This is a genomic window from Massilia sp. LXY-6, from assembly GCF_051233485.1.
Lineage (GTDB): Bacteria > Pseudomonadota > Gammaproteobacteria > Burkholderiales > Burkholderiaceae_D > Telluria.
In genome coordinates this window covers 184,914-210,104 of sequence record NZ_JBKFGF010000009.1, presented here as the reverse complement: position 1 = coordinate 210,104, position 25,191 = coordinate 184,914, and the positions used below count along the sequence as shown (strand labels likewise).

Genomic DNA, 25,191 nt, shown 5'->3' with positions numbered 1-25,191 from the left:
TCCTCCCGCGCCAGTGGCGCCGGAGGACTGGCCCCAAGTTTTTTAAGAATAACTATGCCAAAACACAGTAAAAGCATTCCGTCGCGCGGCCTGCGCGTCGCCGACCAGATCCAGAAGGACCTGTCGGAACTCATCGCGTACGAGCTGAAGGATCCGCGCGTGGGAATGGTCACCATCAGCGAGGTCAAGCTGACCCCGGACTACGCGCACGCGAAGGTCTGGTTCACGCTGCTGAAGGACAGCCCGGAAGAGGTCAAGCAGACCCTGGAAGGCCTGAACAAGGCGGCTGGCTACCTGCGCAACCTGCTCGGCAAGCGCCTGCATATCCACACGCTGCCGACCCTGCATTTCCTGCACGACACCTCGACCAGTCGCGGCCTCGCCATGTCGGCCCTGATTGACCAGGCCAACGCGACCCGGGCGAAGGACGATCTGGCCGACAGCGGCCACGCCGAAGCCGGTGGCGGGGTTCCCGCCGCGGCGGACACTGACGAAGACGCGGACTCCGAGTGAACGCACGGCCGCCGAAAAAGCCCCGCGACCTGGTCGACGGGGTACTCCTCATCGACAAGCCGGTCGGCCTGTCCTCGAATGACGCGCTGACCAGGGCAAAACGCATCGTCAACGCGAAGAAGGCCGGGCACACCGGCACCCTCGATCCGTTCGCCACCGGCCTGCTGCCGCTGTGCTTCGGCGAGGCGACCAAGTTTTCGCAGGACCTGCTGGAAGCGGATAAGACCTATCTCGCCACCGTCCACTTCGGCATCAGCACGACCACCGGCGACACCGAAGGCGAGGTGCTCGAGACCCGCGACGTGGACGTGACGGCCGAGCAGATCGAAGCCGCGCTGGCGCGCTTCCGCGGCCCGATCCTGCAGGTGCCGCCCATGTATTCGGCCCTCAAGCGCGACGGCAAGGCGCTGTACGAGTATGCGCGCGAAGGCGTCGTGCTGGAGAGGGACGCGCGCCCGGTCACCATCCACGAGCTGGAACTAATTGCCTACGCGGCGCCGTTCCTGACGATCCGCGTCACCTGCAGCAAGGGCACCTATGTGCGCGTGCTGGGCGAGGACATCGGCGCGGCGCTCGGTTGCGGCGCCCACCTGAGCGCGCTGCGCCGGGTGCAGGTCGGCGCCCTGACAACCGCGAACATGGTCACGCTGGAAGAGCTGCAGGCACACGAGAATCCGCTGTCGCTGCTGGCCCCGGTCGATGCATTGCTGTCGAGCTTCCCGCGGGTCGACCTGACGCCCGAGCTGGCGGCGCGCTTCCTGAACGGCCAGCGCCTGGCGCTCGGCAAGGAAGCGGTGGCCCTGCCTTCGGAGCTGGGCAGGGTGCGCGTGTATGACGACGGCAAACTGTTGGGCACCGCCACCCTGCAGGAATACGCGATCCTGGCGCCAGAACGACTGATCGCCGCGAAACAATAAGGAGAATCCTCCAAATCGTCCCGGCCCGTCCGGGACGTCATCATCGTTTAACATTTCGCCGCCAAGCTGCTTGTTGGCAGCAAACCGTTGAAAATTCAGGGCCTTTCTCGTCGCTGCAACGCAGCAAGCAGAATCCGCGTGCTATACTAGCGGGTTCTGGAAATCGGTAATGCCGACCGCTTCTCGCCGGGACCCCTTCCATCACGCAACATTCACTGTTGAATAACGCATATGTCAGACACCAAACGCGCGATTCGTAATATCGCAATCATCGCCCACGTTGACCACGGCAAGACCACTCTCGTGGACCAGCTGCTGCGCCAATCGGGCACTTTCCGTGAAAACCAGGCGGTCGACACCCGCGTGATGGACTCCAACGACCTCGAAAAGGAACGTGGCATCACGATCCTGTCGAAGAACTGCGCGGTCGAGTACGAAGGCACCCACATCAACATCGTCGACACTCCAGGCCACGCCGACTTCGGCGGCGAGGTCGAGCGCGTGCTGTCGATGGTCGACTCGGTGCTGCTGCTGGTCGATGCCCAGGAAGGCCCGATGCCGCAGACCCGTTTCGTGACCCGCAAGGCGCTGGCCCTGGGCCTGAAGCCGATCGTGGTCGTCAACAAGGTCGACCGTCCGGGCGCGCGCGCCGACTGGGCGATCAACCAGACCTTCGAACTGTTCGACAAGCTCGGCGCCAACGACGAGCAGCTGGACTTCCCGATCGTCTATGCCTCGGGCCTGAACGGCTATGCCGGCCTGACCGAAGACGTGCGTAGCGGCGACATGAAGCCGCTGTTCGACGCCATCCTGAAATACGTGCCGGTGCGTGACGACAATCCGGACGGCCCGCTGCAGATGCAGATCACCTCGCTGGACTACTCGTCCTACGTGGGCAAGATCGGCATCGGCCGTGTCAACCGCGGCCGCGTCAAGACCGGCCAGGATGTGATCGTCCTGAACGGTCCGGATTCGACCCCGATCAAGGGCCGCATCAACCAGGTGCTGAACTTCAAGGGCCTGGAGCGCGTGCTGGTTGATGAAGCCGTCGCCGGCGACATCTGCCTGATCAACGGTATCGAAGACATCGGCATCGGTTCGACCGTCTGCGCCGTGGACACCCCGGAAGCGCTGCCGATGCTGACCGTCGACGAGCCGACCCTGACCATGAACTTCATGGTCAACAATTCTCCGCTGGCCGGCCGCGAAGGCAAGTTCGTCACCAGCCGCCAGCTGCGCGAGCGTCTCGAGCGCGAACTGAAGGCCAACGTGGCGCTGCGCGTGCTGCCGACCCCGGACGACACCGTGTTCGAAGTGTCGGGCCGCGGCGAACTGCACCTGACGATCCTGCTGGAAAACATGCGCCGCGAAGGTTTCGAACTGGCCGTGTCGCGTCCGCGCGTGGTCTACAAGATGGTCGATGGCGTGCGCCACGAGCCGTACGAGAACCTGACCGTCGACGTGGAAGAAGTCAACCAGGGCGGCGTGATGGAAGAACTGGGCCGCCGCCGTGGCGACCTGCAGAACATGGAATCGGACGGCAAGGGCCGTGTCCGTCTTGAATACCTGATCCCGGCACGTGGCCTGATCGGCTTCCAGGGCGAATTCATGACCCTGACCCGCGGTACCGGCCTGATGAGCCACGTGTTCCACGAGTACGCGCCGGTCGACAACAGCAAAGGCGAACTCGCCGGCCGCCGCAACGGCGTGCTGATCTCGCAGGATGACGGCGCTGCCGTTGCCTACGCGATCTGGAAGCTGCAGGACCGCGGCCGCATGTTCGTCGAGCACAACACCCCGGTGTACGAAGGCATGATCATCGGTATCCACTCGCGCGACAACGACCTGGTCGTGAACCCGATCAAGGGCAAGCAGCTGACCAACGTGCGCTCGTCGGGTACCGACGAAGCCGTGCGCCTGGTGCCGCCGATCCAGATGTCGCTCGAATACGCCGTGGAATTCATCGAGGACGACGAACTGGTCGAGATCACCCCGAAGAGCATCCGCCTGCGCAAGCGCCACCTGAAAGAGCACGAGCGCAAGAAGGCCAGCCGCGAAGCTGCGTAATCGCGCTTCCCGCTGATCCGGATCGAAAAAACCCGCTGCCTGCAGCGGGTTTTTTTATGTCCGCGTCAAACGACTGGCTCAGGAATCCATCGATTTGGCTCGCCGAGGCAGGACAAAAAATGCATTCGATGAAACGAAAGTAATAACATGATTACCACTTAATTGACTTCCGATTAAGAAACGAGACACCCGTCGAACACAATAATTACTGGAGATACCATGAAACTGCTGAAACAACTCGCCGTCGTCGCCGCCCTGTCCTCGATCGCTTCGTACGCGTCGGCCCTGACCCCGATCGCCGACAGCGACCTGTCCAAGGTGTCCGGCCGTGACGGTGTGTCGATTGCTGCCGACCTGCATATCAACATCGGTTCGTTCGTCTATACCGATACCGACAAGACCGGTGGTTCCGTGAGCTTCAACAACATCGCCATCACCGGTGCGATCGCTGCCACGATCGACATCGTGAACAATGCTACCTTCCAAGGCGAAGTCAGCGCTTACAATGCCGACGGCACCAAGAACGACAACACCACCTTGGGCGTCATCCCGCAATTCGCCGATGCGGCCGGTACTGTCGCAACCGGCAAGAGCACCGGCCTGGCCGCCTTCGCACCGAAAGGCGACGTGGTCAAGATCGCGATCCCACTGGTCGACACGACCAAGAACCTGGCAATGAGCGTCGACTCGATCAAGATGGGCAACTCGGATGCTTCCTTCGGCAAGTTCGAAATGAAGGACATCAAACTGCAAGGCACCACCGTCTACATCTGGGCGCACTGATCCCAGCTTGACGAAGAAACGGTCCGCGGGCATAACCCCGGGCCGTTTTTTGACTTCCACGCTCGTTGGGATCTTCATGGGCAGACCGTTTTTCTCTTCCTGCGCAGGCTGGTTTGCCCCGGCGCTGGCCGCGCTCGCCCTGCTGGTGGCAGGACAGGCCGCGGCCCAGATGCGCCCGCTGTCGGACAGCGAGATGTCCGGCGTGAGCGGGCAGGGCCTGTTCAGCGTCAGTAATTCCAGCTATAACGGCTTCGATTTCACCCGCATCGCGCTCGATGCCGACGTCACCTTGAACGCCAACCTGGCGAACCTGCGCCTGGGCGAATACAACTACGGCCCGCGCAACGGCGGCGGCGCCGACCTCGACATCACCGCCCTGCGCTTCGGCCGCAGCGACGCCGGCGACGCCCGGCGCCTGGTACAGATCAGCAATCCGTATTTCGAATTCGTGTACCGGAACACCGCCGTTGCCGGCCAGCGCGAAGTCGTGGGCATGCGCCTGGGCTTCGACGGGATTTCCGGCGACATCGGCATGAAGATCGCGACCCTGTCCGGCGCGATGCGCATCGATGCCGGCAGCGCCGGCGTGATCGATACCGCGCTCGACCCGGGCGGCGGCAAGCGCTGGGATGGCAGCTGCACCGGCTGCGCGCTCAGCCTGTCGCAGGTGGGTGGAGTCTCTGCCGGCGACGCGTCCGGCCCGAGCCGAGATTTCTGGATCTCGGTGCTGAAGACGCCGGTGCAGTTCCAGGCCGCGCCCGGCATGCCCGCCCTGACCGAGGCGCAGGCCGGGATCTGGCTGAACTGGCGCGACAAGCTGGCGGCCCTGAACCTGACCGGCCTGGTGCCGGCAAACAGCGCGCCGGGGCACTGATGCGCGCCGCGAATCCGCTCCTGCTGCTCCTGATCCTTCCGCTGCTGCCGGGCCTCGCGCGCGCGCTCGAGCCGCTGCCGGACAGCGTGCTGTCCAACATCGGCGGGCGTGACGGCATGAGCTTCAACCTGTCGAATTTCGCGGTATCCGGGAATGCGGTGCTGCGTTATTACACGCCGGACAAGCGCAGCAGCATCGGCATCGGCAACCTGGCTGCGTCACGTTCCGACAACCTCGATGCGCCCTTCGCCGACCCCTACCGGCTCGACGTGATTTCCCGGGGGGCGGGCAGGGCGGACATCGTCAACATCGCGATGCCGCAGAACCTGGCCGGGCGTGAAGCCTGGCAGATCGCCCTCGACTTCGACGTCGACGACGGCGGCTTCGTGGTCAAGGGCGGCAGCGTGATCCTGAAGGACCTGGTCTATTACGGCGGCGGTTTCCAGTGGTCGACGCCGGCGTCGGGCGACGGCCTGGCCTTCGGCCTGTCGACCCGCATGGAAATCGGCAGCCTGGCGCTGCAGCCGAACGGCCGCGATGCCGTGGGCGAGGCAATGGTGCTGTCGAAGCTGCGCATCGGTGCCGCCACGGAAGACGGCTCGGCGCCGGTGGCGCCGTGGCGCCTGGCCGACGTCAGCGGCCAGGCCGGGATCTTCAACGTCCGCACCGACGACGCCGGCAATGCGCGCCTGCACATCGGCATCAACTGGCCGGACGCCGGCGTGCAGGCGGCCGCGGGCACGCTCCAGATCGGGAATATCTCCTTCCGCAGCGATGCCGGCAACGTCGACCTCGGCAGCTCGCGCATCGGCTCGATTCAGCTGCAGTACCTCGACATCAAGTTCCGGCCATGAAGCGGCTGCTCGCGATCTTCATGCTGCCGCTGTGCGCCGCCGCGAGCGCCGGACCGCAGGCGCTGCCCGACAGCGAACTGGCGCAGGTCAGCGGCGCCGACGGCATCAGCTTCGCGATCAAGCTGAATTTAAACCGCCAGCCCGACAACACGACCGGCGACAGCCGCCTGACCATCGCGCAGAAGGTCGACGGCCGCACCACCTACATGGTGGTCAGGAACATCGGCGGGGTGATCACGATGGTGGGCCTGAACATCAGCCCGCAGACGTCTACCGACGGCAGCAATTATGTGGCGCTGACCCTGCCGGCCTATGCCCGCTTCACGGACACCGGCTTCGATTCGATCAGCGTGCAGGCCGACCCGCACGGGCCGGTGAGCGGCAACCTGGGGCGGGTCAGTCTGAACGGCGAGATGACGATGCAGGGGCAACTGCGCCTGTGGTCGCATTGACTTTCTGCTGGAATTCGCCGGGCGCCTTGCCGAACCAGCGCAGGCAGGCGCGGTGGAAGGCGCTGGGGTCCGAAAACCCGAGTTTGTAGCTGAGGTTCTTTACGCTGATGCGGTCGCTGCCCAGGTATTGCTGGGCGATGGTGCGCCGCACTTCGTCGACCAGGGTCGAGAAGTCGGTACCCTCGTCGGCCAGGCGCCGCTGCAGGGTGCGCTCGCTGATCGCGAGGCGCCGGGCCACGGCATCGCGCAGCGCGCCGCCCTGGTCGATCATGGCCGGCAGCATCTCGCGCACGCGCGCCGCGAAGCTGCTGCGCTCGGCCTGCGCCAGGCGTTCGTCGAGCAGGCGGAACAGGCCCTCGGCCGCCAGCGGACTGGCGGTCGGGATCGGCGTGGTGATGTCGGCGTTGGCGAATTCGAGGGCATTGGCCGGCGCGCCGAAACGCACCGGACAGCCGAAGCGCTCGGACCAGGGCGCGCCGTCGGCCGGGGGCGGGTAGGCGTATTCGACCACGGCCGGCTTCAGGTCCGGGCGGCCGCCGACGAAGCGCAAGGTGGTCAGCAGCAGGTTCCAGGTGAAGTCGTAGCGCTGCACCGGCACCGGGCGCACGCCGCCGACCAGGTTCAGGCCGACGCGCACGCGGTCGCTCTTCGGTTCGATGGTGGCGCGCACCACCGGCGACACCAGCGGCATGTAGCGCATCAGGTTGTCCGCGGCCTGCCGCAGGGTCGGCGAGGCCAGCATCAGGTGGCCCAGCACGCCCAGCCAGCTGAGCGGGTCGGGGGCGAACACGCGGAAGCCGATCAGCGGGTCGCCGCTGGCCAGCGCCAGCCCTTCCCACAGCTGGCTGAAATGATCGGACAGCGCCAGCAGGTCCGCCGCTCGCTCCGTACCCTGCTCGAACCATCCGAGGGCGGCGCGGCTGAACAGGCCCTCGACGTCGACACCCTCGGCCGAGAGGCAGCTCTTGATGCGCTGCACGACGTCCGTGGCCGACAAATACTTCACGCTGGGCCTCGTGCTGTGTCCATGCTTGTCTCCTTGTTTTTTTTATTATGTGTGCATGCGAAATCCCGGCGCGTCGAAAAATGATCCTCTCTTTTTCAAAAAACGCTCATTGTTCCGCTACATCCGCGACTGCTGGCGCGCGCGCGCCGGCGTGATCCCGTACGCCGCCGAGAAGCAGGATGTCATGTGGCTCTGGCTGTTGAAGCCGCATTGCGCCGCGACGCGGGCGATCGAAAAACTGGTGCGGGTCAGCAGTTCGTGCACCCGCTCCAGGCGCAGGCGCAGCACGTAGCGGTGCGGCGTCATGCCCATCGCTTCCTGGAAGATGCGGCGGAAGTGCGATTCGGAGACGCCGGCCCGTTCAGCCAGTTCGGCGTTCGACAATTCGTTCGACAGGTTCTCGCCGATCCACTCCAGCACGCCCTGCAGGCGCCCCAGCTGCAAGGCATCCGGCGGCACGTGGCGCCCGGTCTTCCCCTCCAGCACGCGGCAGGTCTGCTCGACCATCAGGTGGGCCAGGCGGTTCACGAAGCCGTGCTCCGTGAAGTTGGGCGCGGTGGTGCGCGCCAGTTCGCCGAGCAGTTGCTGGGCGCTGGCGTTGACCAGCCGGTCGGAGAAGGGCGGGGCCTTGGTACGCGCGGTCAACAGGCGCTGCAGGTGGCGCACCAGCTCGTGGCCGGGGTCGAGGAAGTGGAACATCGCCATGTCGATCGCGCCGCAGAAGGTCCAGCGGCTGGCGAAGCCCGGCTGGAACACGGTCGAGGACCCGGCCAGGAAGTCGAACGAGCGCCCGGCACTGCGCCCGGCGGTGGCGCGCGCTCCGCCCAGGTGGCAGGCCAGCACCAGCGAATCCAGCGGCGGAACCTCGCAGCCGCCAAGCTGGAAGATGTAGCGCTCGGCGCGCAGCGGCACCCCGCCGATCTCGACGCTGGTCACCGGTTCTCCCAAGGCGGTACTGATCCTGTCCCAGCTGTTCATCGACAACTTTCGAATGAGCGGTTTTTTACAAAATCGACAGCGTTTTATAACATCAAGAAACCTTTCCTGCATACAAAATATAGAAAAACTGCAATAAACGTGGCCAAAACGCCACGAGGAGACAAGAATGATCGCAGTCCTGCTGGGCATCCTGGCCGTCGTGCTGGGAGGATCGGGCGTGCTGGCCAAGCATGAGGCCAAGGACCGTCCGCTCGACCACTTCGATATCCCGACCACCATGTCGGTGGCGGGCGCCGGCGTGCAGAACGTCGCCATCGAGCCGTTCTCCGAACTCAAGTACAAGAACATCGTCCACCAGGCCTACGACTACAGCTGCGGCTCGGCGGCCCTGGTCACCATCCTCAAGTACCACCTCGGCATCGACGTCACCGAACAGCAGTCGATGGAAGGCATGATGGCCTTCGGCGAGAAGGACAAGATCATCGAGCGGCGCGGCTTTTCGCTGCTCGACATGAAGCGCTACCTGACATCGCTGAACGTGCAGAGCGCGGGCTTCCGCGCCGAGATGGCCGACCTCGTGGCCCTCGACCAGCCGGGCATCGTGCCGATCGACTACGCCGGCTTCAAGCACTTCGTCGTACTGCGCGGCGTGCGCGGCGGCCTGGTGTTCCTGGCCGATCCGGCGATGGGCAACATCACCTTCCCGGTCGAAGAATTCGCCACCCTGTGGGACCGCAACACGCTGTTCCTCGCCTATCCGCTGAAAGACAGGCCGCCGGTCATGAAACTGGCCCTGTCCGACAACGAACTGGGCGTGGCGGACATGGACCGCGTGCGCGAACGCGGCCTGCTGCGCCCGATCGACAACCAGCTGCAGATGGAGCGCCTGCTGAACGGCTTTGGCGGCGTCTCGATCCGGAAACAATAGAAACAGACCACCACGAAGGACCACCATGAAGATTCGTTCCCTGCTGGCGCTGGCCGTTTGCGGCCTGTTCGTCCAAGCCCTGGCCCAGGCCCAGCAGTCGTCCACGCCGGCTGGCTCCGCGCCGTCTTCCGCGCCGTCTTCCGATGCGGTGCGCGACGCGCTCGCAAAGAAGGAAGGCGACGCCGACAACACCACTCTGCTGAAGGAAACCCTGACCGCGGTCGACAAGCAGTACTCGCTGATCCGCAAGGGCCAGGTCCAGGTGAACTACGAGCTGGGCTACACCTACATCGGCCAGGAAAAGATCAACACCAACCTGAGCTCCGGGCAGGCGACCCTGTTCTCGATCGAGAACAGCAACTCGCATACCATCACCAACACCCTGATGCTCGACTACGGCCTGCGCAATAACCTGACCGCGAACGTCAGCATGCCCTTCATCAGCCGCTATGCCGACAATGCCGGCTACTCGGGGGTGTCGCACACGCTCGGCGACCTTGGCCTGAACGTGCGCTGGCAGCCGCTCGAGGTCAAGCGCGACGAGCCGACCTTCACCCTTACCGGCGGCGTGCGCCTGGCGACCGGCGAAAGCCCGTTCAAGGTCGACAGCGAGAAAGGCCTGGCGACCGGCTCCGGCATCAACACCTTCAACGTGGGCGCCAACGTGACCCGCATCGTCGACCCGGTCGCGTTGTTCGGCTCCCTCAACCTCGGCTACGGCCTGAAGGCGAAACACCTGAACCAGCAGCTGTACAACGCCACCCTGCGCGAAGTGAAGCCGGGTGCCAGCGTCGGCTTCGGCCTCGGCTTCGCGTATGCGCTGTCGTACAAGATCACGACCTCGTTCTCGTTCCAGGAATCGATCTCGGCCGGCTCCACGCTGTCCTTCGACAATGCCAATGGCGCGCGTACCCAGGCCAAGACCCAGACCCAAAGCGCCGGCATCCTGTCGATCGGCCTGGGCTACCGCTTCACGCCCAAGACCACGGTCAACGTCACCGTCGGCGCCGGCCTGACTGCGGCGGCGCCGAACCTGGCCCTGACCATGAGCGTGCCGCTGCTGCTGAAGTGAGGCCCGCCTTGACGTTCGCCCGCCTGTCCGCTCCGCTCGCGCTTGCCGCGGGCTTGTCCGCAGCCCTGCCGACGGCACGGGCCGGCGTCACCGACAACCTGGCCACCAGCGCGACCGCGATGGCGATGGGGAACGCGGTGACCGCCGATCCGCCCGGGATCGAGTCGATCCACTTCAATCCCGCCGGCCTGGCGCGCCTGACCGGCAGCCACCACATCGACACCATCTTCGTCGCCTCGATCCGCAACCCGAACCGGTTCGTGAGCGCGCCGGATATCGACATCGGCGGCTTCAAGGAGGACCCGATCAACGGCATGTCGAGCGGCCAGGTGCGGCAGGCGGTGGCGCTGCCTTTCCTCGGCATCCCGAAGGCGCGCCTGCCGGCGGTGGCGGTGCCGGGGCTGGGCTTCTCGTACAACGCGCCCGGCTCGCGCTGGACCTTCGGCACCATGGTCTACCTGTCGCAGGCGATGAGCGTGGACCGCAGCAAGGACCCGAACGACCCGGCGCGCTTCGACGGCCGCCTGATCCAGCTGCAGCGCCTGAACTACCTGTCGCCGACCGCCGCCTACAAGATCTCCGACACGCTGCAGGTCGGCCTGGCGGTGCCGATCGCGTACGCCAACTTCGCGATCAACACCGACTTCCGCGCGCCGAACAAGCTGCTCGGCACGGTCGGCCAGCTGCAGAAGGCGCTTTGCCCGGACGGCAACGGCACGGTGATCGACACGCTCACCTTCGGCCTGTGCGGCGGCGGCCCGCAAGGCATGGTCGATCCCTTCAAGCGGGCGGCCAACATCGACTTCGACATGCACGCCTCGTTCGATCCCAGCTTCAACATCGGCATCCTGTGGGAGCCGAAGAAGTGGCTCGCGCTGGGCCTGGTGTATCAGGGCGGCGCCAACACGACCTACACCGGCCGCTACCAGGTCCACGCCGACCCGATGCTGCGCAGCTTCGTGCGCGGCCTGAATTCGAGCCTGCTCGGACCGGTGGTCGGCGCCGTCACCGGCCTGCCGGCGGATATTCCCGAGTACCAGGGCGGCAACATGAGCGCCAGGATTCCCTTCCCGTGGCGGGTGCAGGCCGGGATCAAGCTGATGGCGACCGACTACGTGCAGCTGAACGCCGACGTCAGCTACTCCGACTGGGCCAAGTGGAACCAGCTGACCTTCGAGTTCGACCAGAGCGTCAAGCTGCTCGAGATGGCGCGCCTGTTCGGCTATGCGAACTCGCACCAGGCGAGCTTCAAGATGGGCTTCAAGAGTGTGGTCAACTACAGCTTCGGCACCCAGGTCAACCTGACCAGAAAGCTGTCGCTGCGGGCCGGCTACGAGCCGCGCAAGAGCTCGATCCCGGGCGACAAGATGAGCCTCCTGGCCCCGCTGCCCGACACCAAACTCAAGAGCCTGGGCCTGCGCTATCGCTTCGACAGCGGCGCCGAAGTGAACCTCACGGGCAGCTACATCAAGGGCAGCTACAACATCCCGGCGCGCAGCGACTGCAACCTCAACTGCGACGATTTCTTCAACCTGATCTACAACCCGTACGCGGCGACCAGTGTGTCGGGTAGCCTGATCGTGCGCTACTTCGGTGCGTCTTATACGCGCCCGTTCTGAACCGTTTCATTCAGTGGAGATGACGATGTCCCGATCGATGTTCGTAATGCGTGTGGCCGGTATGGCGATCGGTCTGAGCGTGGCCGGCGGCGCCTGCGCCCAGGCAGCTTCCGCGGTGCCGGCCGAGAAGCAGGCGCTGGTGAGCCGTGTGCTGGCCAAGATGGCGCTCGATTCCATCGGCACGCAGATGCTGCAGGCCCCGGTGGCCGAGATGATTCGCCAGTCGCGCGTGGTGGTGACCAGCCGGGTGCCGGCCGAGAAGCAGGAGGCCGCGATGAAAGACGTGACGGCCGAGGCGAGCAAATTCCTGGAACAGGAGACGCCGCCGCTGCGCGCCAGCACCCAGGCGGTGGTACAGGCCAACGTGGCGCCGCTGCTGGCACAGAAGTTCAGCACGGAAGAACTCAGGCAGCTGGCCGACATCCTCGACTCGCCGGTGCTGGCTAAGTTCGAGACCCTGGTGCCGGAGATGAAGAAGACGGTCGGCGAGAACGTGGCCAAGGCCCATGCCGCGCAGATCCAGCCGAAGATGACGGAGCTGCAGAACCGCGTCGGCTTGCGCCTGCGGGCGGCGGTTGGCCAATGAGCCGGAGGGGCGGACGATGGACTGGATGAGGCAGCGCCGCGAAAAATCGCAGCTGGGGCAGATCCTGCTCGGCAAGAAGCTGATCTCGGAAGCGCAGCTCGATGCGGCGATCCGCGAACAGGGCCGCAGTGGACGCCGGCTGGGCGAGATCCTGGCCGACATGAAGCTGATCACCGAGGCCCAGGTGCGCGGCGCGATCCGGCGCCAGCGCAATGTGCGGATGGCGACGGCGCTGGCGACGGCCTTGCTTGGACCATTGCATGCCTATGCCGCGGTGACGGCGGCGCCGGCCGCCGCGGCTTCCGCTCGCGCATTCGGCGAACGTTTGCTGCGCGAGCTGTCGGACGAGGAGCTGGGGCAGATCATGGCGCAGGGAGCGAGTAAAGGCGGGGACGACGACGCCCTGCGCGACCAGGCGCGCCAGGCCGAGCTGCGCCTGGCAGCCCTCAGCGGCCGGAGCGGCGTACAGGCCGCCCGGGACATGCAGCATGCGCTGCCCGACGGCGGCGTGCGCGTGCTCGGCGAGCTGGCCCAGGTCTTCAATCCGCTGGCGATGCTGCTGTCGGCCGACACGAAGGTAGCCGACGTGACCTATGACGCAGCGAATTCGCACGCGGTGATCAACAAGGACGGGTCGATCACGCTGCGCCTGCCCAGCACCATCGGCGAGATCAGCTTCCGCAACATCCGCGTGGGCAGCGCGCCGGGGTCGAGCTTCGGCAGCGTCGAGATCCGCGATATCGATTTGCGCGGGACGACGATCAGCGTGAAGCCACGCTGATCGTAAAGATCAGCGCAGGCCCAGCAGCGCCAGCACGCGCTCGCGGCTGACACCCACCAGCGCCGAGGTCAGCGACAGCAACGACTCGTAGTCGGGATTCGCGGCGGTGGTCGCGAATTCCTGGGCCGCTTGCTCGGCTGCCGGAGGCGGAGTGGTGACGCGGGTCATTTCCACCGTGGCGGCCGACAAGGAATTGCTGGCGGCGTCGCGTGAACGGCGCACGCGTTCGAGCGCCTGCACCACTTCGCGCAGGCTTGCGCGCAGGGCGTCGCCGCTGCCGGCGTTCCACTGCTGCGGCGCCAGTTCGGCCGGGACTTCGTCGGTGCTCACGCGGCCGCGGCCACTGATGGCGATGCTGTCCTTGATCGCCGGCCAGTTTGCCTCCGGCGTGGAGAACACCAGGCCGCCCTGGCCGTCAAGGCCGGCGCGCACGCCCATCGGTGCCATCGCACGGTCGACCGCGGCGGCGATCTCGTCGTCGCTCATGCCGGCGCCGATCTCGACCGACAGCTGCGGGCCGCCGTTGCCGCCGACCGAGAAGGCCAGGCTTTGCGGACCGCCGCTGCGCAGCGCATCGAGGTCCAGGCCGCGGATGCGGAAGCGCTGGGTGGCCGGCTTGCCGTTGAAATTCAGGTCGCCGTCGACGCCGCCGCCGGCGCTTTTCCGGCGCGACGCGAGGGTCGCGGCCAGCTGGCGCACCTGGGCGCCGAGCTTGGCGTTCGCCTGGCCGTCCGCCTGCTGGCGCGCCGCGCCGCGGCTGCCGGCCAATCTGGAAGTCAGTTCGCCCTTCAGCGATTCGAGCTGGCCCTGCACCTGGTCGAGGTAATCGAGCGCCTGCTGGGCGCGGGCGACCTGGTCCTGCAGCGCAGCGCCGATGCTGGCGGCGTTGCGACGCAGGAGAGCGGGGCCGGCGGCGGCCGCCGTGGCCCGGCCGGTCTCGCTGCGTTCAGCCGTGGGTCCGGCCGCGCGCGGCTGGTCCAGGCGCGTAGCGACGCCGGCGCGCGTGCCGAGGGCGCCGCCGGCAGTCGTCGTACGTAATGTCGTTTCCATTGCCATCAGAGCGCTGCGAACAGGGAGAGATTACCGATCTTGCTGTAGGCCTTGTAGCTGGCCTGGAGGGCGGTCGAATAGCCGTTCAGTTCGATCGCCGCGGCGCCCACGTCCAGCTGGCCGATGTCGATAATCGCCGTCTGGTTCGACAGGCTGACGTTCTCGTGGTTGGCATCGATCGTCTTGAGGATGTTCTGCTGGCCGCCGAGCACCGCGACCTTGCCCGACAACAGGTTCATGGCGTCGTCGAAGCCGTCCAGGTTGGCCGAGATGGTGCTGCGCACGGCCGGGTCGTTGGCGCTGACGCCCGGCGCCGACAGCGTGGCGATGGTCTGGTCGAGCTGGTTGAGCAGCTTTTCCATGCCGCTCAGGTTCTGGTTCGCGACCTGGGTGATGCCGTTGCCGACCACTACGGTCTGGTCCTGGGTGTTGCCGGCGTAGCTGTAGCGCGAGCCCAGCGGCGCCTTGGCGTCGTAGGCGATCGGCGCGGTGGCGGTGGCGGTGCCGGCGAAGATGCTGCGGCCTTCCTGGTCGATCGAATTGGAGGTGTACATCAGGCTGTCGCGCAGGGCGCTCAGCGAGGTCACCATCGCGTGCAGGTCGTCCGGCGCATTGCTGCCGTCCGCGGCCCAGACCAGCAGGTCGCGGCCCGAATTCATGTCGTTGACCATGTTGCTCAGGTAGCCTTCGTTCTTCGACATGCGCTGCTTCACCGCGGCGATGTTGTCGCGGTATTGGGCGATGGCGGCTTCCTCGCGCTTCAGGCGCGAGATGCGCACGCTGTCGACCGGGTCGTCCGACGGCACCTGGATACGGTTGCCATTGGCCATCTGCTGGGTCAGCTCGCTGATGCGCGCCTGGTTCTTCTGCAGCGACTGGTTCATCATCGCCTGGTACTGGCTGGTCGCGATACGCATGATTCTCTCTCTTGTCTTAGCCCATCATCGCCAGGGTGGCGTCGAACAGCGCGTTCGCGACCGACATTACCTTCATGTTGGCCTGGTACATATTCTGGTATTCGACGAGGTGCACGGCTTCCTCGTCCTGGTTGACGCCGCTGGTCGATTGCCAGTCCTGTTCGGCCTGGTCGCGCATGCTCTGGTAGGTGTCGAGCGCGCCCTTGTTCTGCTGGCTGTCGACCGCCAGCTTGCCGACCAGCTGGGTGTCGGCGTCGCCGAGCAGCACCGAGCCGAGGCCGGTGAGGGTGACGGACTGATTCTTGATGGCGGCCAGCTTCTGCAGGTTGCCGGTGTCGCCGGGCGTGCCGTCGCCGGAAAAGGCCAGATCGGCGGTCTGGAAGCCGCCCGCCACCTGCAGCATGCTCGAGGTGTTGCCCGTGTTGTAGACGAACAGCGGCTTGCCCGGCTTGCCATCCATCGTGTAGCCGGCCCCCAGCTGGGCGTTGACCTTGTCGGCGATCTGCTGGGCCATCTCGGCGACGTTGTTCTGCAGCGGCAGCAGCACATCCTTTTCGTACGAGGACAGCCCGCCCAGCTGGCCGCCGGCGCGGGTGACGTCGAGGTCGAAGGTGCTGCCGGCGAAGCTCAGGCTGAAGGACAGGTCGGCGCCGCCGCTGACCGACAGCTTGCCGGCCACGCTGCCCAGCACCAGTGACTGGCCGGACTTCAGCGAGACGTTGCGGGTGCCGTCCGGCTGGTCGCTGACTTCGAGCCCCATCTGGGTGGAGAGGCTGTCGATCGCCTGGTCGCGCTGGTCGATCAGCGACGAGGCATTGCTGCCGGTGGCATTCGCGTTGGCGATGCGGGCGTTCAGCGTGGCGATCGCGGCGATCGCGGTGTTGGCCGAATCGACGATCGCGCTGCGCTGCTGGCGCACCGACTGCAGCTGCGAGTTGTAGACGTTGTTCAGGCTGTTGAAGCGCTGGGCCAGCAGGCCGGCCGCGGTCACGACCTGCTGGCGCAGCGGGGTCGAGGTCGGGTCGACGCCGGCCACCGCGTTCAGGGACGCGAAGAATTTGTCGATTCCGCCCGACAGGCTGGCATCGTCGTTGCCCATGACGGTTTCCAGCTGGGTCAGGTAGGGCTGGGTCTGGGCATGCTGGCCCAGGTCGGACGCGGTGCGCCACAATTGCTGGGTCTTGTAGTTGTCCGAAAAACGCAGCAGCGCGGTGACGCGCACGCCGTTGCCGGCCTGGGTCGAGCCGGCCGCGGGCGCGACGGCGCTCAGCAGCGCCGACTGGCGCGTATAGCCCTTGGTCTGCAGGTTGGCGATGTTCTGGCTGCTCGATGACAGCGCCAGTTGCGAGGCCAGCGCGCCGGACAGTGCATTGTTCAGGATGCTCATTGCGTGTCTTTCTTGTGCGGGTCAGTAACCCATCAATGACTAAGGGCGACCGTTCAGCCGGCTTTATTAAGGCCTGGAGGCAACAATTGCTTGAGAATTGCGTCGGCCACGCCGAAAGCGCGCTGGCCCGCCAGGTGACCGGCCAGCAGCTTGTCGGCCATGTCCAGCATGTCGCTGTTGACCGGGTCCTTCAAGGGGCTGTCTTCGGGCGCCAGGGCGCGCGCGCTTTCGCGCATCTGCTGCAGCATGTGCGAGATGAAGAAGCTCTCGAATTCGACGGCGGCCTTGGTGGCCTTTTTGACGTAGGCGGGGTCCGCCACCGCGGGGGCGGGCGCGTTGGCGGCGGCTGCGACCGGGGCCAGGTTCGGATCGGCGGCATCGGCCTGCGCCGGCGCCGGCGCGTTCAGGGGAGTCAGTTTATCGAGCATCAGATCACCACCAGTTCGCCTTCGATCGCGCCGGCCTGGTCAAGCGCCTGCAGGATTGCCATGATGTCGTCCGGCGACGCGCCCAGGCTGTTGACCACGTCGATGATGGTCTGCAGCTTCGCGCCGGCCGGCCAGTGGAACATCTGGCCCGAGCCCTGGTCCACCGAGACTTTCGATTGCGGCGTGACCGCGGTCTGGCCCTTCGAGAACGGGCCCGGCTGGCTGACCGCCGAGCTTTCCGAGATCACGACCTTCAGCGCGCCATGGGTGATGGCGGCCGACTTCACGCGCAGGCCGTCGGAGATCACCACGGTGCCGGTGCGCGAGTTGAACACTACCTTCGGCACTTCGGCGCCGGCTTCGACCGGCATGTTTTCCAGCTTGGCCACGAAGGCCACGCGCTCGGTCGGATTGGTGGGCGCGACCACTTCGACGCTGGTGCCGTCGGCGGTGGTGGCGACCGGCCCGAAGCGTCGGTTGATCGCTTCCACGACATTGGTGGCGGTGTCGAAGTTCGGATGGCGCAGGCGCAGCACGACCTGCTGGCGGGTCGCGAAGTCGGTCGGGATCTCGCGCTCGATCATGGCGCCGTTCGGGATGCGGCCGCCGGTCGGCGTATTCACCGTCACCGAGGAGCCGCTCTTGCCGGACGCCGCCAGGCCGCCGACCACCAGGTTGCCCTGTGCCAGCGCGTAGACTTCGTTGTCGGCCGCGCGCAGCTGGGTCAGCAGCAGGGTGCCGCCGCGCAGGCTTTTCGCATCGCCGAGCGAGGACACGGTGACGTCGATCGCCTGGCCGCGGCGGTACCCCGGCGGGAACACGGCCGACACCATCACGGCGGCGACGTTCTTGTTCTTCGCCTCTTCGCCGTCCGGCAGCTTGACGCCGAACTGCTTGAGCATGTTGACCACCGACTGGCTTGAATACTTCACCTGGGTCGAGTCGCCGCTGCCGTTCAGGCCGACCACCAGGCCGTAGCCGACCAGCGGGTTGTCGCGCACGCCTTCGACGCTGGCCAGGTTGCGCAGCGGCTGGACGCGCGGCTGCGGCATCGCCTCCGCGCGTGGCGTGCGGGCCACCGAGGCGGCCGGCGCGGCCAGCGCGGGCAGCGCAGGCAGCGCGAAGGACGCCGCCAGCAGCGCGGAAGTGATACGGAAAATCGAGCCAGTAGCGGAAATTCGAATCATGGTTTGCCTTGGAAGGACGCTTAGAACGGCATCAGCGGACCGGTGAAGAACCGGGTCAGCCAGCCGGGCGTATTGGCGTCGGCCAGCGAACCCTGGCCGGAGAAGGCGATACGGGCGTTCGCCACGCGCAGCGAGGACACCTGGTTGTCGTTGTCGATGTCGGCGGCGCGCAGGTAGCCGGCCAGGCGCAGGTATTCCTCGCCCTGGTTCAGCTGCAGGCGCTTTTCGCCGGCCACGCGCAGCAGGCCGTTCGGCAGCACTTCCTGCACGAGCACGGTGACGGCGCCGGACAGCGCGTTCTGCTGGGTGCTGGTAGAGTCGCCCTGGAAGCTGCGGTCGGCGCTGGCGCTGACGCCGGTGCGGCCGAAGGTCTTGCCGAGCAGGCCGATCGGATTCACGGACGCGCTCGACCCTTTCGAGAAGCTGGTGCCGGCTTTCTTGCTGGCCTGGGTGGTTTCCTGCAGCAGCACGGTGACCACGTCGCCGACGCGGAACGCGCGCGCGTCCGAGGTCAGCGACACGGTATCGGCCGAGAACACGCCGCCGGAGATGCCGGCGCGCGCGGCCGATGCCTTCGGCAGGGCCAGCGCGTCGTCGACCGGTTTGGTGTCGTTCAGGGGGACGCGCGACGCGCAGCCCGTGAGCAGTAAAGCAAATGCGGCTACTGCCGCGGAGGTGAGACGGATCATGTGATCAGCGCGATGCCGAAGCCAGGTATTGCAGCATATTGTCGGCGGCCGACAGCACCTTGGTATTCATCTCGTAGGTGCGCTGGGCGGCGATCATGTCGACCATCTCTTCGACCACCTGCACGTTCGAGCCTTCCAGCGCGCCCTGCTTGATCTTGCCGAAGGCGCCGTCGCCGGCCTTGCCTTCGTTCGGGTTGCCGCTGGCGGCGGTTTCCTGGAACAGGTTCTCGCCCAGCGCCTGCAGACCGGCCGGGTTGACGAAGGAGGTCAGGGTCAGCTGCCCTAGTTCGGTCGGGGCGATCGAACCCGGAACGGTCGCGCTGACCATGCCGTTTTCGCCGATGGTGATGCCGGTTGCGTTGTTCGGCACCGTGATCTGCGGCACCAGGGGCAGGCCCTGGGCGTTGGTCAGCACGCCGTTGGCGTCGACCTGCAGCTGGCCGGCGCGGGTATAGGCCGGCTGGCCGTCCGGACGGCGCACCTGCAGGAAGCCGTTGCCGGAGATCGCCACGTCAAGCGACTGGCCGGTGGTCTGGATGCTGCCGTTGGTGAAGACCTTCTGGGTGCCGACGATGTGCGTGCCGTTGCCGAGCTGGACGCCGTTGGAGACGGTGTTGTCCGCGGTCTGGGCGCCCGGCTGCTTGTCGATCTGGTAGAACAGGTCTTCGAACACCACCCGGTCGCGCTTGAAGCCGACCGTGTTCACGTTCGCCAGGTTGTTGGCGATGGCCTGCAGTTTCGCGTCCTGTGCCTGCACGCCGGTCTTGCTGATCCACATTGCTGGATTCATGTTCTCTCCTTGTAGGGTCGTGGCGTGATTACGCGCCGAGAAGGCGGTTGCCCGCCTCGTTCATGCTGTCGCTGGCCTTGAACAGGCGCATCTGGATTTCGAAGCTGCGGTTCAGGCTCATGGTCGCAACCATCTCCTCCACCGCCGAGACGTTCGAGCCTTCGAGGGCGCGCGGCTTCACGCTGACCGCCGGGTCGGCCGGCAACGGAGCGCCGTCGCGCGCCACGATCAGGCCGGCCTCGTTCTTGGTGAGCTCGGCGCCTTCGGCGTTCACCAGGCGCAGCTTGTCGACCACCTGCATCTGGGCCGCGCCTTCGGTCAGCACCGAGATGGTGCCGTCGGTGCCGATCTCCACCGCGGTGTGCGGCGGCAGGGTGATCGGGCCGCCTTCGCCGAGCAATGGACGGCCGTGCACCATGAGTGCGCCGTTGGCGTCGATGTCGATCTCGCCCGAGCGGGTGTAGGCTTCGTTGTCGCCGAACTGCACGGCGAGGTAGCCCTTGCCGCCGATGGCGACATCCAGCGGACGCCCGGTCTCGCGCACCGAGCCGGCGCGGGTCGAGACGGTGTCGGACTGCATGGTCGACAGGTGGCGGTCGTCGTAGCCGAAGCCGCCGAGTTCCGTGTTGCCGGCCACTTCCATGCTGGCGCGGAAGCCCGAGGTGTCCATGTTCGCCAGGTTGTTGGCGTGGACCTGCTGCGAGCGCAGCAGGCGCTCGGCGCCGGAGACGGCGGTGAAGATCAGCTTGTCCATTACATGGCCTGCATCAGGGCCTGCATCATCTGGCTCTCGGTGGTCAGCACCTTCGAGTTGGCCTGGTAGTTGCGCTGCGAGGTCATCAGGCCGACCAGTTCCGAGGTGATGTCGACGTTCGAGCCTTCCAGCGCGCCGGTGCTCAGCTTGCCCGACAGGCCCACGCCAGGCACGTTGTACAGGGCGGCGCCGGAATCGGCGTTGGCGACCCAGCTCGTGTCGCTGATCGGCTTCAGCGCGCTTTCGTTGGCGAAGGTCGCGATGGCGACGGTGCCGACCACCTGTGACTGGTCGTTGCTGTACTTGGCGACCAGCGAGCCGTCGGCGGCCAGTTCGACGCCGACGAAGGCGCCCGAGGCATAGCCGTCGCTGCGGTTGGTGGTGGTGGTGGCTTCGCCGGCGAAGCGGGTGGTGCCGGTGTAGTCGATGGAGATGCTGCCGCCGGCCGCGCCGGTCCCCGCCGGAATCGCCAGGGTGGCGCTGCTGGTGCCGCTCAGTTTGCCGTCGGTGCCGAAGCTCAGGGTCGTGTTCGGGGTGGTGGTCGAGGCCGGAGCGGCGCCGTCCAGCGCGTAGAACACGTTGACCGCGTTGTCGTCCTTCTTCACGAAGTACTGCGACACGGTGTGCTGGGTGCCCAGCGAGTCATACACGACCGACTGCTTGACCATGTTGTAGGTGGTCGACTTGGAAGGGTCGAAGGCGGCGGCCGGCGCTTTCCAGTCGGCCGACAGGTTGCCGATAAAGGCGATGTTGGTGGTGGCGACGGCCGGGATCTGGCCGGTCGGCACCTGCAGGTCGCCCATCGTGCCCAGCGCGCCGCCGTTGCTCGGCCCGTAGCCCTGCACCTTCTTGCCGTTGCTGTCGATCAGGTAGCCCTTGGTGTCGGTCGAGAAGATGCCGACCCGGGTATAGGTCAGGCCGCCCTGCGGATCGCGGCTGACGAAGAAGCCACGGCCGTCGATGGCGGCATCCAGGCCGCGGCCGGTGGTCTGGGTCGAGCCATTCTGGCCGATGGTCTGGGTCAGCGAACCGATTTCCACGCCGTTGGCGGAGGTGCCGGCGTAGACCGAGGCGAAGTTCGCGCGGCTGCTCTTGAAGCCGTAGGTGGCGACGTTGGCGATGTTGTTCGAGACGGTTTCCAGCGATGTGTTGATGGCCTGGATGCCGGACAGTGCGATGTCGAAGCTCATGTCGATTCCTTGTTCTTTAAGATTCGGTTTTACCGTTGAAGCCGGTGATGGACGAGGGATCGACCTCGCCGATGTTCGCCACCCGCAGCACCACGCCGCCGTTCGCGACGCGCACGCTGTTCAGGCGCGCGGCGATCTCGATCTGCGGGGAGCTGCCGTCCGACGGCTTGGCCTGGATCGCATAGCTTCCCGGCGGCAGGCCAAGCGCGTCCGGGTCGATCGTGAACGACTGCGTACCGGAGCCGTGGGCGCCCAGGTCGACCGTGTGCTGCTGGCCATCGAGGCCGGTCAGCACCAGCGTGGTGGCGCTGCTGGCGCCGTTCAGCTGGATCGTGCCGTTGACCTTGCCGCCGTCCAGCTTGAGGGTATTGGTCGCGACCGTGACCTCGGAGCCGACCTGGCTGCCCATCGCCAGCGTCTGCATGCTCTGCAGGATGCTGGCGTTCGCGGTGGTCATCTGCGACAGGTTCTGCAGCGCCTCGGTCTGCGACAGCTGCGACAGCTGGTTGACGTAGGCGGTCGGGTCCTGCGGCGCCAGCGGATCCTGATTCTGGATCTGGGCCACCAGCAGCTTGGTGAACATGTCGCGGTTCTCGTTGGTCGCGGCCTGGGTGGCGACCTTGGCGGAAGCCTGCGCGCCGGTGTTGCCGGCCAGGTTGTTCGAGGTGGATGCGGTGGCGACCATTAGCCTTCTCCCAGCTTCAGCAGCGACTGCTGCATCGACTTGATGCGGCCCAGCACCTCGACGTTGGTCTCGAACGCGCGCGAGGCCGACATCATGTCCGCCATTTCGGCCACTTCGTTGACGTTGGTGTAATAGACTATGCCTTCGGCGTCGGCCTTCGGATTGTCCGGCTCGTGCACGCGGCGCAGCGGCTCGGCGCTTTGCACCACGTCCAGCACGCGCACGCCGCCGCCGGCGGCATTGCCCATCACGGCCGCGAACACCGGCTTGCGCGCACGGTAGGCTTCGGCTTCGGAGCCGGCCGCCACGTCGGCATTGGCCAGATTGCTGGCGATCGTGTTCAGGCGCACCGACTGCGCCGCCATCGCCGAGCCGGCGATCTGGGAAATGTCCTTGAAACCCATGCTGATTGTCCCGCCTTATTGACCGTTGATCGCTTTTGCCAGACCGCGCAGCTGCATGTTGATGAAAGTGAGACTGGTATTGAAGTCGGAGGCGTTCTGCGAAAACGCGGCCTGCTCGACGCCGATTTCGACGGTGTTGCCATCGGCGCTCGGGTGGTAGGGTACGCGGTACAGCGGCGAATCGCCGCTGAGGCTGAGCTGGCCGCTCATCTGACCAGCTTCGGCATCCTGGCGTTCCTGCAGCATGGCGCCGAAGTCGAGGTCGCGTGCGGTAAAGCCCGGCGTGCTCTCGTTCGCGATGTTGGCGGCCAACACCTTGGTGCGCTCGGCGCGCAACGCGAGCGCGTCGGCATGCACTCCCAGCGCGTCCTTGAAGTTAATTGTCATGTGCAGGAACCTCCGTGATGGGTACTTCAGTGTGATTGGTTAGAATCAGGTTTTTCGCTGACGCTATTTTCTAATGATTGCTTTCCGTAAGGCAACCCTTGTTGCTTCTTCATTTGTGCTGGTTTATGCGTTCGCGCAAGCCGCTCCCCAATCGCTTCCAGTGCAAATTGAACAAGCCGCGCGTGCCGAACTGGACCGGCAGATGGCTGCCGCCGGCTTGACCGAACCGCAATTCGAGGTCTCGGTCGTGACTGCCCGCGCCGCGCCGCCATGTGCCCGGAATGTGGTCATCGAGGCGCTCGACACCCGTTCTCCCCAGCGAATGCGCTTCCTGGCGCGCTGCAACGACAGCCCCGGGTGGCGGTACGAGTACCTCGTCCGGGCCCGCGTGACGGCGATGGTGGCGACCGCCGCGGCGCCGGTGGCGGCCAACGAAGCCTTGACGGATGCACAAGTCACCATCGAGCGCCGTGACATTTCAAACATTGCCGATCCGATCAGTTCGCCTGACGAAGCGGTCGGAAAAATGTCACGCCGCATGTTGCGTCCAGGAGACATTTTGCGCAGCGGGCAACTCAGCGCCCCGGTCCTGGTCAAGCGCGGCGATGCGGTCCTGATGGTGGCGCGCCGCGAAGGCATCGAGGTCAGCACGGCCGGCGAGGCGCTGGACGCGGGCGCGCGCGGCGCCCTGGTCCGGGTGCGCAACGCCGGCAGCGGCCAGGTGGTGCGCATGCGCGTGGCCGGGCCGGGTACCGTCGAGCCCATCGACAGCGGCATCAGCCGCTGATCCCTTGTAACTTGCCGGCTAGCCGCGACAGCTTGGCCGCGTAGGCCGGATCGGTCGCATAGCCGCCCTTGGCCAGCCCCGAGGCGAAGGCGTGGGCGTTGCTGCCGGCGCCGAGGGCGGCGCGGAAACGCGGGTTCTCGATGAGCATCTGCGCGTAGTCGCGGAACGCGCTGGCCTGGTCCGGATAGGCGCGGAAGCGCGCGCTGGTCTTGAGCGCGGCGCCGCCGACGTACTCGGTGGTGGCGGATTCGGCGACATCGCCGTCCCAGCCTTTGCCGGCCTTGATGCCGAACAGGTTGTAGGTCGAGCTGCCGTCGCTGTTGCGCAGGGGGCGCTGGCCCCAGCCCGATTCCAGTGCTGCGTGGGCCGACACCAGCTCGGGCGCCACGCCCAGCTTGTCGGCCGCTTCCCTGGCCCAGGGCGCGATGCTGTCCAAGAACGCCTTCTGGTCGGGGGACTTGTCGTTGGCGTCAGCGCCGACGATGGCGTTGGCGGCCTGGCTGGCGCGTGCCTGCCAGATGCTGCCTTCGGGGCTCAGGGAGGCGCTTGCGCCGGCACTGAAGCCGTCGCCGCCGCCATTCTGGATGAAGGATGCGACTTCTTCCTGCACGGAGCCGAAGGTGGCGCCGAACTGCGCGCCGACACCGCCGCCGATGCCCGCGGTAGGGCGGGTCGGGGCGGTCGGCGTCGTCGCCGGCATCGAAGCGGTATTGAATTCAGCGTGGCGCATACAGCTGCTCCTCGCCATGCAGCACGCGCTGCATCACCGTGTATTGGTCGGCCATCAGGTTGCCGTTGCGGGCGGTCGCCTGCTTGCAGTCGCGTACCAGATGTTCCAGGCGCTCCCAGTCCGCCGCGGCGCGCGTACGCTGCGGGCCCGGCAGGGCATTCATCAGGTCGTCCATGGTGGCGGTGCCGCCATGCAGGGCGCGTACCAGCTGCACGCGCTGCTGGCGGCGCTGCTCCATGGCGTCGAGCTGGGGCATGAGTTCTTCGGCCAGCGCACCGAGTTCGGCGCCGCGGTGGCGCAGGGCGGCCTGGAACTGGCGCTCCAGCAGGGTGCGGATGGCGCCGCAGGCTTGCAGGTCGTCCTGGATGCCGTCCAGCAGGCGGGCGATCGCCTGGTCGCGGGTAAGTCGGCCCAT

The 25,191-nt window shown here is 66.3% G+C and carries 29 protein-coding genes; 13 read left to right on the top strand and 16 right to left on the bottom strand.

The genetic code is table 11. From position 1 onward, the window contains the following. Positions 1 to 54: 54 nt before the first annotated feature. The 7 genes from rbfA (at position 55) to ACI48D_RS05345 (ending at position 6,460) form a co-directional block, all read left to right on the top strand. Complete coding sequence (rbfA, locus tag ACI48D_RS05375) at positions 55 to 513, top strand: 30S ribosome-binding factor RbfA (protein ID WP_435570178.1); 459 nt, start codon at positions 55 to 57, stop codon at positions 511 to 513. Then, a complete protein-coding gene (gene truB / locus ACI48D_RS05370) occupies positions 510 to 1,430 on the top strand; it encodes a tRNA pseudouridine(55) synthase TruB (protein WP_435570177.1) in 921 nt (306 codons plus the stop codon). The genes rbfA and truB overlap by 4 nt, the downstream gene beginning before the upstream one ends. 231 nt (positions 1,431 to 1,661) lie before the next feature. Beyond that, entirely contained in the window at positions 1,662 to 3,497 is a 1,836-nt protein-coding gene (gene typA / locus ACI48D_RS05365; protein ID WP_047824427.1) for a translational GTPase TypA, read from the top strand. A 219-nt stretch (positions 3,498 to 3,716) separates the two neighbouring features. Beyond that, positions 3,717 to 4,280, top strand: coding sequence for a DUF6160 family protein (locus ACI48D_RS05360; protein WP_435570176.1), 564 nt, complete (start codon positions 3,717 to 3,719; stop codon positions 4,278 to 4,280). Positions 4,281 to 4,356: 76 nt separating this feature from the next. Beyond that, a complete protein-coding gene (locus tag ACI48D_RS05355) occupies positions 4,357 to 5,154 on the top strand; it encodes a hypothetical protein (RefSeq protein WP_435570175.1) in 798 nt (265 codons plus the stop codon). Further along, positions 5,154 to 6,008, top strand: a complete 855-nt coding sequence (locus tag ACI48D_RS05350) for a hypothetical protein (RefSeq protein ID WP_435570174.1) — start codon at positions 5,154 to 5,156, stop codon at positions 6,006 to 6,008. Before ACI48D_RS05355 ends, ACI48D_RS05350 begins: the two co-directional genes overlap by 1 nt. Further along, positions 6,005 to 6,460: a hypothetical protein gene (locus ACI48D_RS05345; RefSeq protein ID WP_435570173.1), complete on the top strand. Its 456-nt coding sequence runs from the start codon at positions 6,005 to 6,007 to the stop codon at positions 6,458 to 6,460. Before ACI48D_RS05350 ends, ACI48D_RS05345 begins: the two co-directional genes overlap by 4 nt. On the opposite strand, the gene ACI48D_RS05340 is transcribed toward ACI48D_RS05345, so the two are convergent. Both ACI48D_RS05340 and ACI48D_RS05335 read right to left on the bottom strand, forming a co-directional pair. Beyond that, on the bottom strand, positions 6,405 to 7,466 hold the full coding sequence (locus ACI48D_RS05340; RefSeq protein ID WP_435570172.1) for an AraC family transcriptional regulator: 1,062 nt from the start codon (positions 7,464 to 7,466) through the stop codon (positions 6,405 to 6,407). The two genes, ACI48D_RS05345 and ACI48D_RS05340, sit on opposite strands and share 56 nt — an antisense overlap. 117 nt (positions 7,467 to 7,583) lie before the next feature. Further along, a complete protein-coding gene (locus tag ACI48D_RS05335; RefSeq protein WP_435570171.1) occupies positions 7,584 to 8,444 on the bottom strand; it encodes a helix-turn-helix domain-containing protein in 861 nt (286 codons plus the stop codon). Positions 8,445 to 8,571: 127 nt separating this feature from the next. Between ACI48D_RS05335 and ACI48D_RS05330 the strand changes: the two genes are divergently transcribed. From ACI48D_RS05330 to ACI48D_RS05310, 5 genes are read left to right on the top strand one after another with little or no spacing between them, the layout of a single operon-like run. Beyond that, positions 8,572 to 9,333, top strand: coding sequence for a C39 family peptidase (locus ACI48D_RS05330; protein WP_435570170.1), 762 nt, complete (start codon positions 8,572 to 8,574; stop codon positions 9,331 to 9,333). 25 nt (positions 9,334 to 9,358) lie between these two features. Further along, a complete protein-coding gene (locus ACI48D_RS05325) occupies positions 9,359 to 10,405 on the top strand; it encodes a transporter (RefSeq protein ID WP_435570168.1) in 1,047 nt (348 codons plus the stop codon). Positions 10,406 to 10,413: 8 nt separating this feature from the next. Further along, a complete protein-coding gene (locus ACI48D_RS05320) occupies positions 10,414 to 12,024 on the top strand; it encodes an OmpP1/FadL family transporter (RefSeq protein WP_435570167.1) in 1,611 nt (536 codons plus the stop codon). A gap of 25 nt (positions 12,025 to 12,049) precedes the next feature. After that, positions 12,050 to 12,610, top strand: a complete 561-nt coding sequence (locus tag ACI48D_RS05315) for a DUF2059 domain-containing protein (protein WP_435570166.1) — start codon at positions 12,050 to 12,052, stop codon at positions 12,608 to 12,610. A 16-nt stretch (positions 12,611 to 12,626) separates the two neighbouring features. Further along, positions 12,627 to 13,391 (top strand): hypothetical protein, encoded by a 765-nt coding sequence (locus ACI48D_RS05310; protein ID WP_435570165.1) that lies wholly within the window; start codon positions 12,627 to 12,629, stop codon positions 13,389 to 13,391. 9 nt (positions 13,392 to 13,400) lie between these two features. Here ACI48D_RS05310 and ACI48D_RS05305 read toward each other — a convergent pair whose 3' ends face one another. The 12 genes from ACI48D_RS05305 to flgB form a co-directional block, all read right to left on the bottom strand. Beyond that, positions 13,401 to 14,441 carry a hypothetical protein gene (locus tag ACI48D_RS05305; protein ID WP_435570164.1) on the bottom strand — a complete coding sequence of 347 codons (1,041 nt, stop codon included), beginning with the start codon at positions 14,439 to 14,441 and terminating at the stop codon, positions 13,401 to 13,403. Positions 14,442 to 14,446: 5 nt separating this feature from the next. Next, complete coding sequence (flgL, locus tag ACI48D_RS05300; protein ID WP_435570163.1) at positions 14,447 to 15,358, bottom strand: flagellar hook-associated protein FlgL; 912 nt, start codon at positions 15,356 to 15,358, stop codon at positions 14,447 to 14,449. 16 nt (positions 15,359 to 15,374) lie between these two features. Continuing rightward, positions 15,375 to 16,745, bottom strand: coding sequence for a flagellar hook-associated protein FlgK (flgK, locus tag ACI48D_RS05295; RefSeq protein WP_435570162.1), 1,371 nt, complete (start codon positions 16,743 to 16,745; stop codon positions 15,375 to 15,377). 53 nt (positions 16,746 to 16,798) lie between these two features. After that, complete coding sequence (locus ACI48D_RS05290; RefSeq protein WP_435570161.1) at positions 16,799 to 17,173, bottom strand: rod-binding protein; 375 nt, start codon at positions 17,171 to 17,173, stop codon at positions 16,799 to 16,801. Beyond that, positions 17,173 to 18,225, bottom strand: a complete 1,053-nt coding sequence (locus tag ACI48D_RS05285; RefSeq protein WP_435570245.1) for a flagellar basal body P-ring protein FlgI — start codon at positions 18,223 to 18,225, stop codon at positions 17,173 to 17,175. The genes ACI48D_RS05290 and ACI48D_RS05285 overlap by 1 nt, the downstream gene beginning before the upstream one ends. A gap of 155 nt (positions 18,226 to 18,380) precedes the next feature. Then, a complete protein-coding gene (flgH, locus tag ACI48D_RS05280) occupies positions 18,381 to 19,049 on the bottom strand; it encodes a flagellar basal body L-ring protein FlgH (RefSeq protein WP_435570160.1) in 669 nt (222 codons plus the stop codon). Positions 19,050 to 19,053: 4 nt separating this feature from the next. Then, positions 19,054 to 19,839, bottom strand: a complete 786-nt coding sequence (flgG, locus tag ACI48D_RS05275; protein WP_435570159.1) for a flagellar basal-body rod protein FlgG — start codon at positions 19,837 to 19,839, stop codon at positions 19,054 to 19,056. 28 nt (positions 19,840 to 19,867) lie between these two features. Next, positions 19,868 to 20,593, bottom strand: a complete 726-nt coding sequence (locus tag ACI48D_RS05270; protein ID WP_435570158.1) for a flagellar basal body rod protein FlgF — start codon at positions 20,591 to 20,593, stop codon at positions 19,868 to 19,870. Further along, positions 20,593 to 21,783, bottom strand: coding sequence for a flagellar hook protein FlgE (locus ACI48D_RS05265; RefSeq protein WP_435570157.1), 1,191 nt, complete (start codon positions 21,781 to 21,783; stop codon positions 20,593 to 20,595). Before ACI48D_RS05265 ends, ACI48D_RS05270 begins: the two co-directional genes overlap by 1 nt. A 16-nt stretch (positions 21,784 to 21,799) precedes the next feature. Beyond that, positions 21,800 to 22,468, bottom strand: coding sequence for a flagellar hook capping FlgD N-terminal domain-containing protein (locus tag ACI48D_RS05260; protein ID WP_435570156.1), 669 nt, complete (start codon positions 22,466 to 22,468; stop codon positions 21,800 to 21,802). Then, the gene (gene flgC / locus ACI48D_RS05255; protein ID WP_435570155.1) at positions 22,468 to 22,872 is read right to left on the bottom strand and encodes a flagellar basal body rod protein FlgC; all 405 of its coding nucleotides are present in this window, start codon (positions 22,870 to 22,872) and stop codon (positions 22,468 to 22,470) included. The genes ACI48D_RS05260 and flgC overlap by 1 nt, the downstream gene beginning before the upstream one ends. A 15-nt stretch (positions 22,873 to 22,887) precedes the next feature. Then, positions 22,888 to 23,259, bottom strand: a complete 372-nt coding sequence (gene flgB, locus ACI48D_RS05250) for a flagellar basal body rod protein FlgB (protein ID WP_435570154.1) — start codon at positions 23,257 to 23,259, stop codon at positions 22,888 to 22,890. 160 nt (positions 23,260 to 23,419) lie between these two features. On the opposite strand from flgB, the gene flgA reads away from it, so the two are divergent. Beyond that, positions 23,420 to 24,046 carry a flagellar basal body P-ring formation chaperone FlgA gene (flgA, locus tag ACI48D_RS05245; protein ID WP_435570153.1) on the top strand — a complete coding sequence of 209 codons (627 nt, stop codon included), beginning with the start codon at positions 23,420 to 23,422 and terminating at the stop codon, positions 24,044 to 24,046. On the opposite strand, the gene ACI48D_RS05240 is transcribed toward flgA, so the two are convergent. Beyond that, positions 24,036 to 24,776 (bottom strand): glycoside hydrolase family 73 protein, encoded by a 741-nt coding sequence (locus ACI48D_RS05240; RefSeq protein WP_435570152.1) that lies wholly within the window; start codon positions 24,774 to 24,776, stop codon positions 24,036 to 24,038. The genes flgA and ACI48D_RS05240 overlap by 11 nt on opposite strands. Beyond that, positions 24,763 to 25,191: a flagellar export chaperone FlgN gene (gene flgN / locus ACI48D_RS05235; protein ID WP_435570151.1), complete on the bottom strand. Its 429-nt coding sequence runs from the start codon at positions 25,189 to 25,191 to the stop codon at positions 24,763 to 24,765. The genes ACI48D_RS05240 and flgN overlap by 14 nt, the downstream gene beginning before the upstream one ends.